This window comes from Cupriavidus sp. 10L45 (assembly GCF_056395225.1).
Genome location: NZ_JBFTJC010000010.1, coordinates 267,929 through 280,735 on the forward strand (window position 1 = coordinate 267,929; position 12,807 = coordinate 280,735).

A 12,807-nucleotide genomic window follows, 5' to 3' on the forward strand; every position below is an offset into this window, starting at 1 on the left:
TCTTCCCTGAGTCGTCAAATGTCATGGCATGCAGACAACATCCACGGGGGATGCGGCGCAGGGAAAGGATAGGCAAGCCGGCGGGGGGCTGGCTAGTGGAGTTCGTCCGACATGGCTGACGGCGGGTGGCTCAGGTAAACCGCTCGTGCAGCACCATCACGGACAGCCGCTTGTTCTTCCAGTACATGTCGTGGATGCGCGGGCGCAGCAGCTGGAGCGCGTCCGCATCCACTGCGTGGAAGGTCAGCATGACCGAGGGGCGCGAGCCGTCGCCCTCGATATGCTCGATCTCGTCCGGCGCCGGAATGCCGTACTTGCCGAGGAAGGCGAGCAGTTCCTCGTCGGTGGTGCCGTCCGGTACGTTGGTCAGCATGAATAGGGCCATGATCGCGCCTCCTGGCGGAACCGGGTGAATGGCGGGTCGGCGGTGCCCGCAATCGAACCTTAGCCCCACGCGCCGCGCGCGGCAACCGGGGCGGGCCCAAAGGCCAATCTGTTTCCCTTTGCCTCCGCCCGGCAAAGCCACCACACTGTAAGCGGAACGCTCCCTGTTTCTCCCCTGCCAGAGGAGGGCCGTGCATGAGCAAGTCATCGAAGAAGAGCAAGGACCGCGCGCCGGACGACTCGTACCCGTCTCCCCCGCCGCCGCCCCCGGAGGCGGGCGCGCGCATGTCGAACAAGGACTATCTCGCGGCGCTGCGCGAACTCCATGTGGAGCTGGTCAAGCTCCAGCAATGGGTGGTGCAGAGCGGCAGCAAGATCTGCATCGTCTTCGAGGGGCGCGACGGCGCCGGCAAGGGCGGCACGATCAAGGCGCTGACCGAGCGCGTGAGCCCGCGCATCTTCCGCGTGGTGGCACTGCCCGCCCCGACCGACCGCGAGAAGAGCCAGATGTACGTGCAGCGCTACCTGCCGCACCTGCCGGCCGCCGGCGAGATCGTCATCTTCGACCGCAGCTGGTACAACCGCGCCGGCGTGGAGCGCGTGATGGGTTTCTGCACGCCGGACGACGTGGAGAGCTTCCTGCGCTCCGTGCCGCTGGTGGAGCGCGCCATCGTCGCCTCCGGCGTGATCCTGATCAAGTACTGGCTCGAAGTGAGCCAGGCCGAGCAGACCCGGCGGCTCCAGGCGCGCATCCACGATGGCCGCAAGACCTGGAAGCTGACCGGCATGGACCTGAAGTCCTACAGCCGCTGGTACGACTATTCGCGTGCGCGCGACGCCATGTTCGCCGCCACGGACACCCCCGACACGCCCTGGTACGTGGCCGATTCGAACGACAAGCGGCGCGCGCGCCTGAACATCATCAGCGACCTGCTGGATCGGATTCCGTACCAGGCGCCGGCGCGCAAGCCGCCCAAGCTGCCCGAGCGCCAGAAGCGCGGCGGCTACCGCGAGTCGGACCACCCGTTCCGCCATATCGCCACGCGGTACTGACGATATTGACGATACCGGCGCCGCCAGGGCGCTGGCACGCGGAGGGCGCGCATGAAAGCCGATGGAGCGCTGCACGGGTGGATGCCGGCCTGGCTGGCCGGCTATCGCCGCGAATGGCTGCGGCCCGATGTGGTCGCGGGCCTGGGTGCGGCGGCCGTGGTCATTCCGAAGTCGCTCGCCTACGCCACCATCGCCGGGCTGCCGGTGCAGGTGGGTCTGTACACGGCCTGCGTGCCGATGGCGATCTACGCGCTGCTCGGCACCTCGCGGCTGCTCAGCGTGAGCACCACTACCACGCTGGCGATCCTGGCCGGCGCGGCGCTGGCGCAGGTGGCTGCCGCCGATCCTTCGGCAAACCTGCTGGTGGCCTCGGCCACGCTGGCCCTGCTGGTGGGGCTGGTGCTGGGGACCGCGTGCGCGCTGCGGCTCGGCTTCGTCGCGGACTTCATCTCGGAGCCGGTGTTGGTGGGCTTCAAGGCCGGCATCGGCATCGTCATTGTGGTCGACCAGATTCCCAAGCTGCTCGGCATCCATTTCGCCAAGGGGTCGTTCCCGCACAACGTGTGGGCGATCGTGCAGGGCGCGCCGCATGCGTCGATGCCGACGTTGGCGATTGCGCTCGTCACCCTCGCCCTGCTGGCGTTCATGGTCTGGCGCCTGCCCCGGGCGCCGGCGCCGCTGATTGCGGTGGCGCTCGGTGTGGCGGCCGTGGCGCTGCTGGACCTGCCGGCGCGCGGCGTGGAGATCGTCGGGCGGGTGCCCACGGGGCTGCCGGCGGTGATGCTGCCGGACCTGTCGATGGTGGCCACGCTGTGGCCGTCCGCGCTCGGCATCGCGCTGATGAGCTTCACCGAGACCATCGCCGCTGGCCGGGCTTTTGCGCACGAGCGCGAGCCGCCGCCGCAGCCGAACCGCGAACTGCTGGCCACGGGGCTCGCCAATGCCGGCGGTGCCCTGCTCGGGGCGATGGTGGCCGGTGGCGGCACCAGCCAGACCGCTGTGAACCAGCGCGCCGGGGCACGCTCGCAACTCGCCGCGCTGGTCACGGCCGGCGCCGCGCTCGGCACCATGCTGCTGCTGGCGCCGGTGATCGGCCTGATGCCCAATGCCACGCTGGCCGCCGTGGTTATCGTCTATTCGATCGGGCTGATCGATCCGGCCGAGTTCCGCGCCATCCGCAAGATTCGGCGCATGGAGTTCGTGTGGGCGCTCGTCGCCATGGCTGGCGTGGTGGGGCTGGGCACGCTGCAGGGCATTCTCGTGGCGATCATCGTGTCGCTGCTGGCGCTGGCCTACCAGGCGGCCGACCCGCCGCTGTACGTGCTGGCCCGCAAGCGCGGCACCAATGTGTTCCGGCCGCTCTCGCCGGAGCATGCCGGTGACGAGGTCTTCGCCGGGCTGCTGATCCTGCGGCCCGAAGGGCGCGTGTTCTTCGCCAATGCGCGGCGGTTGGGTCAGCGCATGCGCCAGCACGTGACGGAGGATATGCCGCGCGTGGTGCTGCTCGACCTTTCCGGTGTGATCGATCTCGAATACACGGCGCTCAAGATGCTGATCGAGGCCGAGCGCGCGCTGGGGGAGCAGGGCGTGTCGCTGTGGCTGGCCGGGCTGAACCCCGAGGTGCTGGCGATGGTGCGCCGCGCCGCGCTGGCCGACGCGCTGGGCGCGCACCGGATGTTCGCCACGCTCGAACAGGCGCTGGTCCGGTTTCAGTCGCCGGAAACTTCGTCGCCGGCGGCTTCGTCGTCGTAAGCCGTCTCGTCAGGCGGCCCCGGCACCCGCGTGGCGGCCTGCGCGCGCCATGCCGAGGGCGCCATGCCGAACTCCCCCGTGAACCAGCGCGTGAACGTGCTCGGTGAGCCGTAGCCGAGCAGCACCGCCACCTGCGCCAGCGGCACCCGGGGGTTCTCCACATGGCGCGGGGCCTGCTCGCGCCGCACCGCGTGCAGGATGTCGTGGAAGCTCGCGCCTTCGTCGCCGAGCGCGCGCTGCAGCGTGCGCAGGCTCATGCCGAGCCCTTGGGCGACGGAAGCACCGGTGGCGCGGCCCATCGGCAACAGCAGGGCGATGGCGCCGCGTACCTCATGGGCGACGGTCGGCGCGGCGGGCCGGGGCAGCGCCTCCACCACGCGCTGGGCGTGGCGCGCCATGGCCGGATCGGCGCCCGGATTCGGCACGTCGAGGTCGACGGCGCGGCAGACGATGCCGTTGTACTCGTCGTTGAAGGCCAGCCCGCAGCGGAACAGTCGCCGGTGCACGCTCTCGTCGGCAGGCGCCGGGTGCGTGAAGCACACGCGCAGCGGCTGCCAGCGTGCGCCAAGCAGCGCGTTGCAGAGGCGGAAGACCACGCCCATCGCCAGTTCGCCGGCCTGGCGCGAGGGCGCCTCGCCCACCACTTCCACGCGGATGATGACCGAGCTGCCGGCGTCTTCGAGCAGCATCGCCACGGATTCGTTGACCAGATGGCGGTAGCGGATGATGGTGGCCAGCGCCGCGCGCAGGTTGGGCTGGTGGGCGATCAGCAGGCTGATGACGCCGAAGTCCGCCAGCTGGCGCGACTCGGCCATGCGCAGCGCGAAGTTGTCGCAGCCGCTGGCTGCCGCCGCGTCCTCGAGCAGCGTCACGCAGGCGGCCATCGGCACACGGAAGTCCGGATCGGCCAGCAGGGTGCGCTTGAGGCCGGCCTGGCGCAGCAGGGGCTGCACATTGAGCCCGCGCGCCTCCGCCACTTCGAAGAAATTGGTAAGCGCCGCGGCGCGTATCCGTGTATCCAAGCCGTCTCCCCCTGGCTGTGTGCCCGGTGTGATCCCGGGCATCCGTGCGCCGATGATAGGCGCGGGTGGCGCGAATTGCAAAGTCGATGGAAGGAATTGTCACGCGTGCCGCGACCCCCCGGGCCTACATTGGGCTCAACGCGGCGCAAGGTGTGCCGCTCCGCCTGACAGGAGAGTTGGCATGGCAAGAATCGTACGCATGATGGAAACGGGTGGCCCCGAGGTACTGCGGCTGGAAGAGGTGGAAGTGGGCGATCCCGGCCCGGGCCAAGTCCGCATCCGGCACGTGGCTGTCGGCCTGAACTACGCCGATACCTACTTCCGCAACGGCACGTATCCGGTGCCGCTGCCGTCCGGCATGGGCGTGGAAGCGGCTGGCGTGATCCAGGCCGTGGGCGAGGGCGTGCGCAACGTCGCCGTGGGCGACCGCGTGACCTACACCGGCTTCCTGAACACGCTCGGCGCGTACAGCAGCGAGCGCATCATGCCGGCGGCGCCGCTGATCCGGCTGCCCGAGTCGATCGGCTTCGAGACCGCCGCCGCGATGACCATGCGCGGCCTGACCGCCGCCTACCTGATGCGCCGCATCCACGCGTTCCGGCCGGGCAACACCATCCTGCTGCACGCAGCCGCTGGCGGCGTGGGCTTGATCGTCTCGCAGTGGGCCAAGCTGCTCGGCCTGACGGTGATCGGCACGGTGTCCACCGATGCCAAGGCCGCCATCGCCGCCGCCCATGGCTGCGACTACACCATCAACTACAGCCATGAGGATGTGGCCCAGCGCGTACGCGAGCTGACCGACGGGCAGGGCGTGGACGTGGTGTTCGACAGCGTCGGCAAGACCACCTTCATGTCCTCGCTGGACTCGCTGCGTCGGCGCGGCACGCTGGTCTGCGTCGGCACGGCTTCCGGCCCGATCCCGCCGTTCGACCCGGTGCTGCTGGCGATGAAGGGCTCGCTGTTCGTCACGCGTCCGGCGCTGGCCGACTACATCGCCGATCCGGCCGAGAAGGCGGAGCTGGCGGGCGAACTGTTCGACCACGTCGGCGCCGGCCGCATCGGCATCGAGATCCACCAGACCTATGCCCTCGAAGATGCCGTGCAGGCGCACCGCGACCTCGAGTCGCGCCGCACGACCGGTTCGTCGATTTTCGTGATTTGAAGGAGACCGCCATGCGAGTGGAACCCCTGACCTGCCATATCGGCGCCGAACTGTCCGGCGTCAACCTGGGCGAGGCGTCGCGCGATGCCGGCCTGTTTGCCGAGATCAAGTCGGCGCTGCTCCAGCACAAGGTGCTGTTCCTGCGCGACCAGGACATCACCCGGGCCGAGCACGTGGCCTTCGCGCGCCGCTTTGGCGAGCTGGAGGACCACCCGGTGGTCGGCAGCGACCCGGAGCACCCCGGCCTGGTGCGCATCTACAAGTCGCCCGACAGCAAGGTGGAGCACTACGAGAACTCGTTCCACTGCGACGCCACCTGGCGCGCCGCGCCGCCGATGGGCTGCGTGCTGCGCTGCGTGGAAACCCCGCCCGTGGGCGGCGACACGATCTGGGTGAACATGGCCGAGGCGTACCGCCGGCTGCCGGACGACATCAAGATCCGCATTCACGGCCTGCGCGCCAAGCACAGCATCGAGCACACCTTCGGCGCCAATATGCCGCCGGAGAAGCGCGCCGCCCTGGCGGCCCAGTTCCCGATGGTGGAGCACCCGGTGGTGCGCATCCACCCGGAAACCAGCGAGCCCGTGCTGTTCGTCAACGCCTTCACCTCGCACTTCGCCAACTACCACCGGGGCGACACCGTCCGCTTCGGCAAGGACTTCATGCCCGGCTCGGGCGACCTGCTGCAATACCTGTGCGCGCAGGCCGAGGTTCCCGAGTTCCAGGTGCGCTGGCGCTGGACGCGCAACAGCGTGGCGATCTGGGACAACCGCTGCACGCAGCACTACGCCGTGCAGGACTACGCGCCTACCGTGCGCAAGATGGAGCGCGCCGGCATCGTCGGTGACGTGCCTTACTGACTGACCGCGAGATGCCTCACATGACAGATTTCAAGACCGATGCCCGCATCGTCTCCACCCCCTCGGCCTACGCCTACCCGCTGCTGGTCAGCCAGTTGCTCGTCAACGCGCTGAGCCTGAGTCCGGAGCAGGAGATCACCTACCAGGGCACCACGCGCTACACCTACCGGGCGTTCCGCGGCCGCATCGGCCAGCTGGCCTCGGCGCTGGGCGCGCTGGGTGCCCGCCACGGCAGCACCGTGGCCGTGATGGACTGGGACAGCCACCGCTACCTGGAATGCTATTTCGGCGTGCCGATGATGGGCGCCACGCTGTTCACCGTGAACGTGCGGCTTTCGCCGGCGCAGATCCTGTACACGCTCAACGACTCGCAGGCCGAGATCGTGCTCGTGCACCGTGACTTCCTGCCGCTGCTCGAGGAGATCCGCGACCAGCTAACCGGCGTCAAGCGCTTCGTGCTGATGGCCGATGGCGAGCCGGCGCCGGCCACCACGCTGCCGCTCGACGGCGAGTACGAGGCGCTGCTCGCGGCGGCCTCGCCGGACTACCCGTTCGCGGAGTTCGACGAGAACACCCGCGCGGCGATGTTCTACACCACCGGCACCACGGGCGACCCCAAGGGCGTGTCGTACAGCCATCGTCATATCGTGCTGCACGCGCTGACCACGGCCACCACGCTGTGCTCACCGCGTACGGGCCAGCGCCTGCATCGGGAGGACGTGTACATGCCGATCACGCCGATGTTCCACGTGCTGGCGTGGGGCATCCCGTACGTGGCCATCCTGCTGGGGCTGAAGACGGTGCTGCCGGGCCGCTACGTGCCGGCGCAGCTGCTGGCGCTGCGTGCGTCCGAGGGCGTGACGTTCTCGCACTGCGTGCCGACCATCCTCCAGATGCTGCTGCAGACCGCCAGCGAAACCGGGCAGGACCTGTCCGACTGGCGCGTCATCATCGGCGGCTCGGCCCTCCAGCCGGCGCTGTGCGCGGCGGCGCTCGATGCCGGCATCGACGTGTTCTCGGGCTACGGCATGTCCGAGACCGGACCGATCGTCGCGCTGGCCCAGCTCGCGCCCGGTGTCCGTCCGGCCAGCCGCGAGGCCGAGATCGCCATGCGCTGCGCCACGGGGAGACCGGTGGCGATGGTCGACTTCCGCATCGTGGACGAACAGATGCGCGACGTGCCGCACGATGGCCGCCATCAGGGCGAGATCGTGCTGCGCGCGCCGTACCTGACCGAGTCGTACCACGGCAAGCCGGAGGCCTCCGAAGCGCTGTGGGCCGGCGGCTACCTGCATACGCAGGACATCGCCGTGATGGGCGCGGATGGCGGCGTCCGCATCGTCGACCGCATCAAGGACGTGATCAAGACCGGCGGCGAGTGGGTGTCGTCGCTCGAGGTGGAGGGGCTGGTGGCGCAGGTGCCCGGCGTGCGCGAGTGCGCAGTGATCGGCGTGCAGGACGCACGCTGGGGCGAGCGGCCGATGGCCTTCGTGGTTGGCCAGCCCGGCCACGCGGTGGATGCGGCCGATATCCGCCAGCGCCTGCTGGACCATGTGGCCGGCAACCGCCTCAGCAAGTTCGCCGTGCCGGAGGCGGACCGCATCGTCTTCGTGGCGGAGATCCCCAAGACCAGCGTCGGCAAGATCAACAAGAAGCAGCTGCGGGAATCCGCGCAAGGCTGACCCCGGCCGGGGAAGGAGAGCAGCAAAAAGGCCAGCCGCGAGGCTGGCCTTACTCATTGCCCGATCGGATCGGGCGGGATTGGATCAAGGCTGGATATTGAACGTCTTCACGATGCCTGCGTTGCGGTCGAACTCGGCGCGCACGGACTGGCTCAGTTGCGGTAGCGGCAGTTCGGCGATGGGCTCGTAGCCGAGGGCTTCCATGCGGGCGCGGACCTTGGGGGTCTGCGCGGCCTTGTCGACGGCGGTCTGGATCTTGCGCGCCAGGTCTTCCGGCATCTGGCCCGAGGCCACCACGCCGATCCAGTTGCTGAAGTCGACGTCCGGATAGCCGAGTTCGGCGAAGGTCGGCACGTCAGGCAGCAGTGGCGAGCGCGTCTTGGCGGCCAGCGCGTAGGGCTGGAGCTTGCCGGCCTTGATCAGCGGCAGCGAGGTGACCATGCCGTCGTACATCACGGCGATCTGGCCGCCCATGACTTGCGTCAGGGCCGGGCCGGAACCCGCGAACGGCACGTGCTGGAGGTCGATGCCGGTCTTCTGGTTGACGATCATCCCCGCGTAGTGAGAGGCCGTGCCGGCGCTGTACGAAGCAAAGCCGAGCTTGCCCGGATGCGCCTTGGCGTAGCTGACCAGGCTCTTGAAGTCCTTGGCCGGCAGTTGCGGCGCGCCGACCATCAGCAACCGCGAACGCGCGATGGCGGCCACGGGGCGGATGTCCTTGAGCGGATCGAAGTTGCTCTTCAGCACGTGCGGGATCTCGGTCAGCACGTTGCTGGCCGTGACCATGATGGTCTGGCCATCGGCCGGTGCGGCGATCAGCGTGTGGATGGCGATGCCGCCGCCCGCGCCGGGCTTGTTGTCGACCACGACCGGCTGGCCGAGATCGGCGGAAAGCTGCTCCGCCAGCAGGCGGGCGACCACGTCCATGGTGCCGCCAGCGGGGGCCGGCACGAGCATGCGTACCGGCTTGTTGGTCCACGCAAACGCGGCCGGCATGGCCAGCGCGAGCAGGACAGCCACGGCGGTGCGCCGCGGTATCAGGTGGGCAAGGCGTTGGGCCATGCTTGTCTCCGTTCGATGTATTGGAATAGTAGGGCAGGCACGCTCAGGCGGCGTGTCTTGTTCCCGTATTGCAGGGGTTGCAGGGGTTGCAGGGGTTGCAGGGGCTGCAGGTATTGCCGGAACTGCTGGAACTGCCGGGATTGCGGCGCTGGGCGATGGCCGCCAGCGTGGCGGCGCGCTCCAGCAGCGTCATGCGGGGCCAGCGGCCGATCTCCAGGGGGGTACGGCGACACCCCTGGCAGAACTGGCCGGACAGGTCCATGCGGCAGATATTGATGCAGGGATCGGTCAGTGCGTCCATGTCGTGCGTCAGCCAGTATCAGGCGGGACGGCGCGGCAGGTTGCGCTCGCCGGCCCGGCGGTTCGGGGCCATGCCGTGCGCGCGCAGCGTCTCTTCGGCGCTGTCGTACCAGGTGCCGATGCGGTAGATCGCGCGGGCTTCCTTGCCGGTGGCGATCTCGCGGCCCAGTTCCTTGGCCACGCGCACGCACTGCTGGATCTGCTGCACCGAACTCATGCGATTGCCGTGCTGGTCGATGATGGTGTCCTCGATGCCGCAGCGCGGGTGCAGGCCCATCGCCATCGCCATCATGTTGAACGGCAGCACGTTCTTGAGCAGCGACTCGGCCGTCAGCGTGCAGCCATCCGGCGCGCGGTGGATGAAGTTGAAGAAGTTGAACGGGTTGGGGCCGTCGAAGCCGCCGCCGATGCCGATCCAGGTCAGGTTCAGCGGACCCAGGTAGACCCCGGCGCGCACCAGGCGCTCGAGCGTCTCCAGCGCATGCATGCCGGTCAGCTGGAAGTGCGGCTGCACGCCGGCGCGTTGCAGGCGGCGCAGGTGCTCGGCCACCCAGGCCGGGCCGGCCGGCACGGTCATCTCGCTGTAGGCCGCCTGGTACGCCGGGTTCTCGAGCGAGGTGCCCGCGACGTACTCGGGGTACAGCAGCTCCATGATGTTCATCTGCGTGGTGTTGATGGCCACGGTCACCTGGTCGGGCTTCGGCGTGAGTTCGGCCAGCATGTGGCGCGTGTCGTCCGAGAGCCATTTGGCGGATTCGCCTTCGTCTTCCGGTGCGAACGAGATCGACCCGCCCACCTGGATGATCATGTCCGGCACGGCCTTGCGCACGCCGGCGATCAGCTCGTTGAACTTGGACAGGCGCTTGGAGCCCTTGCCGTCGAGTTCGCGCACGTGCAGGTGCAGCACGGTGGCGCCGGCTTCGTAGCAATCCACGGCTTTCTGGATCTGGGCTTCCATGGTGACGGGGATGTCTTCCGGGAAGTCTTCGGGCATCCACTCGGGGCCGTACGGCGCCACGGTGATGACCACTTTGTCCATGGTCTCGGGGTGAAGGGAATCGTCAAGAAATTGCATGTTGTCTCCTCGCTGGGTGCGGTGGGAATGTGCGGACGGCACGCGGGGCGCCGGTGTCCGAAGTATCGGCCAGCGGGTATACGCGGTTTGACATGACGGGACATTGAATTAACCTGTGGGGACACCCCGGGAAAGCACGCATCCATCCTTCTATGTGCCTATGTCCTATACGTTGCGCGGCGCCAGCCTGACCCATTACGTGGATGTGGCGCGGGCCGTCGGGCTCGACCCCTACCAGCAGTTGCGCGCGGCGCGCATCGCCCGTTCCGCGTTGCTGGATCCCGACTTGCGCATCCGGGCCGAACTGGTCGGCGGGCTGCTCGATGCCTCGGCGCAAGCGGCCGGCGTGGACGACTTTGGCCTGCGCATGGCGGCGCTGCGCGAGTTCTCGAACCTGGGCCCGCTGGCCTTCGTGGTGCGCGAGGCACCCACGCTGCGCGAGGCGCTGGTGTCGATGGTTCGCTATATGGACCTGCAGAACGAGGCGCTGGGGATGTGGGTGGAAGAGGCGGGGCCGCTGGTAGTGATCCGGCTGCAGATTCTGAGCGAGCGGCCCGGCACGATGCGCCAGGCCTCCGATCTCGCAGTGGGGGTGATGTTCCGCATGCTGCGGCTGTTCCTGGGCACCGGGTGGCGGCCGCGCAGCATCAGTTTCACGCACGCGGCGCCGGCCAGCACGGCCACGTCGCTGCAGCTGTTCGGCATGCCGGCGGACTACGGGCAGGATTTCGATGGCATCGTCTGCCAGGCGGCGGACCTGGAGGCGCCGCTGCCATCCTACGACCCGGTGATGGCGCGGCAGGTGAAGCAGTACCTCGGCACGCTGCTGGCGCAGTCGTCCGCGACGATGCAGGACCAGGTGCGCAAGCTGATCTACGCGCTGCTGCCCACCGGCCTGTGCACGGTGGACCGCGTGGCCCAGCACCTCGGCGTGGATCGGCGCACCGTGCACCGGCGGCTGGCCCAGGAAAAGACGACGTATTCCGATGTGCTCGATGCGGCGCGCGCGGACCTCGTGCTGCGCTACATCGACAACGCCACGCGGCCACTCTCGGAAGTGGCCACGCTGCTTGGGTTTTCATCGCTCAGTGCTTTTTCGCGCTGGTTCTGCGGCCGCTTCGGCTGTAGCGTCACGGCCAGGCGCATGGGCAAGGCGGAGGCAAAAACGACCACCGCCGGCTGAGGGGCTGGCGGCGGTTTGAGCACGGGGCTCAGAAGCGGTGGCGGATGCCCACGGCGGCGCCGATCATCGACCGTTCGCCATTGCCCAGCGCGTAGCTGTTGCCGAGCGAGAGGCTGTTGGCGTAGACCGTGGCCAGCGATTCGAGCATCAGGCCGGCATTCTTGGCGTAGGCGGTGGTCAGGTACACGTCCGTGCGCTTGGAGAACGCGTAGTTGGCCACGAAGCCGATCTGCCACGGGTTGGCGAGCTGCGTCGCGCCGGCCAGGCTCTTGAGATCGTCGTAGTGATACTCGAGCGTCAGGCCGACGGCCGGCGTGAGTTGGTAGAGCGCGCCGATCCAGTACAGGTCGTCGCGCTGGATCACCGTGCCGCCCGCGTTCTTGTTCTGGCCCCAGCGGTAGCCGGCCATGATCTTGGCATCGCCAAAGCCGTAGCTGCCGCCGATGGCCGCCTTGCGCAGCGTGCCGCTGCTGGTGCCGATGGTCGGGTTCCACTGGTCATAGCCGACGGTGACCCCGAACGGGCCGGCCGCGTAGGCCACGGCCGCGCCGTAGGCGGTGTCGCGCCGGAACGAGCCCGGCACTTCGCCGTTGCCGCCGATCGGCGTGGCCACACCCACCGTGGCCGGCAGCGCCAGGCCGGTGCCGAAGGACCAGTGCGCCAGCGCCGTGACCGGGCCGAACTGGCCCGTGTACTTGATGGTGTTGTCTTCGCGGAAGTTGGCGCCCGACTGCAGCACCACCGGCTCGTACTGGGTGGCGTAGGCGGTGGGCGAGAAGTTGGCGAGCGCCTCGAACATCGACGTGTACTGGCGCCCGAAGGTGATCTGCCCGAGTCCCGTGCGCTGCAGGCCGACAAACGCCTGACGTCCGAACATCCGGCCCGACTGCTGCAGCGTGCCCGAGTCCAGGCTGAAGCCCGACTCCAGCACGAACATGGCCTTCGCGCCGCCACCGAGGTCCTCGGTGCCGCGAATACCCCAACGGGAGCCGGCGAGGCCGCCCGAGTTCATGCGTACCACGTCGTGACCCTGCCCGCGGTTGAACTGGTTCGTGGCGACCGGCACCGCGCCCACGTGATTCGCGTATTCGACGTTCACGTCGGCCACGCCATATAGCGTGACCGCCGATTGTGCTTGTACTGCACCCGTTCCCGCAGTGGTCATCAGCGCCGCTGCGGCAATATTCCTGGCCTTCATGTTGTCTCCGTGTCTCGGTTCGAGTTATGTGCAACCGGGTCGGAGTATTGGCGGAACGGGCGCTGCCGATTTGA

The 12,807-nt window shown here is 68.6% G+C and carries 12 protein-coding genes; 6 read left to right on the forward strand and 6 right to left on the reverse strand.

The genetic code is table 11. The annotated features are described in order from the left end of the window. Nucleotides 1-130: 130 nt before the first annotated feature. Entirely contained in the window at nucleotides 131-385 is a 255-nt protein-coding gene (locus tag AC1DFU_RS19570; RefSeq protein ID WP_092300873.1) for an RNA recognition motif domain-containing protein, read from the reverse strand. Between the two features lie 194 nt (nucleotides 386-579). On the opposite strand from AC1DFU_RS19570, the gene ppk2 reads away from it, so the two are divergent. Continuing rightward, entirely contained in the window at nucleotides 580-1,437 is an 858-nt protein-coding gene (ppk2, locus tag AC1DFU_RS19575; protein WP_441592340.1) for a polyphosphate kinase 2, read from the forward strand. Between the two features lie 51 nt (nucleotides 1,438-1,488). Further along, nucleotides 1,489-3,189: a SulP family inorganic anion transporter gene (locus AC1DFU_RS19580; RefSeq protein WP_441592342.1), complete on the forward strand. Its 1,701-nt coding sequence runs from the start codon at nucleotides 1,489-1,491 to the stop codon at nucleotides 3,187-3,189. Here the strand turns inward: AC1DFU_RS19580 and AC1DFU_RS19585 are convergent. Beyond that, entirely contained in the window at nucleotides 3,147-4,211 is a 1,065-nt protein-coding gene (locus tag AC1DFU_RS19585; protein ID WP_218158059.1) for an AraC family transcriptional regulator, read from the reverse strand. The two genes, AC1DFU_RS19580 and AC1DFU_RS19585, sit on opposite strands and share 43 nt — an antisense overlap. 181 nt (nucleotides 4,212-4,392) lie before the next feature. Between AC1DFU_RS19585 and AC1DFU_RS19590 the strand changes: the two genes are divergently transcribed. From AC1DFU_RS19590 to AC1DFU_RS19600, 3 genes are read left to right on the forward strand one after another with little or no spacing between them, the layout of a single operon-like run. Further along, complete coding sequence (locus AC1DFU_RS19590; RefSeq protein WP_092300861.1) at nucleotides 4,393-5,373, forward strand: quinone oxidoreductase family protein; 981 nt, start codon at nucleotides 4,393-4,395, stop codon at nucleotides 5,371-5,373. 11 nt (nucleotides 5,374-5,384) lie between these two features. Further along, nucleotides 5,385-6,233 (forward strand): TauD/TfdA dioxygenase family protein, encoded by an 849-nt coding sequence (locus AC1DFU_RS19595; RefSeq protein WP_092300858.1) that lies wholly within the window; start codon nucleotides 5,385-5,387, stop codon nucleotides 6,231-6,233. Nucleotides 6,234-6,253: 20 nt separating this feature from the next. After that, the gene (locus AC1DFU_RS19600; protein WP_441592345.1) at nucleotides 6,254-7,915 is read left to right on the forward strand and encodes a fatty acid--CoA ligase; all 1,662 of its coding nucleotides are present in this window, start codon (nucleotides 6,254-6,256) and stop codon (nucleotides 7,913-7,915) included. Between the two features lie 84 nt (nucleotides 7,916-7,999). Here AC1DFU_RS19600 and AC1DFU_RS19605 read toward each other — a convergent pair whose 3' ends face one another. The 3 genes from AC1DFU_RS19605 to AC1DFU_RS19615 are packed head-to-tail and all read right to left on the reverse strand — an operon-like array spanning nucleotide 8,000 to nucleotide 10,352. Further along, nucleotides 8,000-8,977 (reverse strand): Bug family tripartite tricarboxylate transporter substrate binding protein, encoded by a 978-nt coding sequence (locus AC1DFU_RS19605; protein ID WP_092300852.1) that lies wholly within the window; start codon nucleotides 8,975-8,977, stop codon nucleotides 8,000-8,002. A gap of 43 nt (nucleotides 8,978-9,020) precedes the next feature. After that, nucleotides 9,021-9,278, reverse strand: a complete 258-nt coding sequence (locus AC1DFU_RS19610; protein WP_441592347.1) for a DUF1289 domain-containing protein — start codon at nucleotides 9,276-9,278, stop codon at nucleotides 9,021-9,023. An 18-nt stretch (nucleotides 9,279-9,296) separates the two neighbouring features. Beyond that, nucleotides 9,297-10,352 (reverse strand): beta-keto acid cleavage family enzyme, encoded by a 1,056-nt coding sequence (locus tag AC1DFU_RS19615; protein WP_092300846.1) that lies wholly within the window; start codon nucleotides 10,350-10,352, stop codon nucleotides 9,297-9,299. Nucleotides 10,353-10,512: 160 nt separating this feature from the next. Here AC1DFU_RS19615 and AC1DFU_RS19620 point away from each other — a divergent pair, with 160 nt between their 5' ends. Next, the gene (locus tag AC1DFU_RS19620; RefSeq protein ID WP_441592349.1) at nucleotides 10,513-11,535 is read left to right on the forward strand and encodes an AraC family transcriptional regulator; all 1,023 of its coding nucleotides are present in this window, start codon (nucleotides 10,513-10,515) and stop codon (nucleotides 11,533-11,535) included. Nucleotides 11,536-11,563: 28 nt separating this feature from the next. On the opposite strand, the gene AC1DFU_RS19625 is transcribed toward AC1DFU_RS19620, so the two are convergent. Further along, a complete protein-coding gene (locus tag AC1DFU_RS19625) occupies nucleotides 11,564-12,733 on the reverse strand; it encodes a porin (RefSeq protein ID WP_092300840.1) in 1,170 nt (389 codons plus the stop codon). Nucleotides 12,734-12,807: the final 74 nt, after the last annotated feature.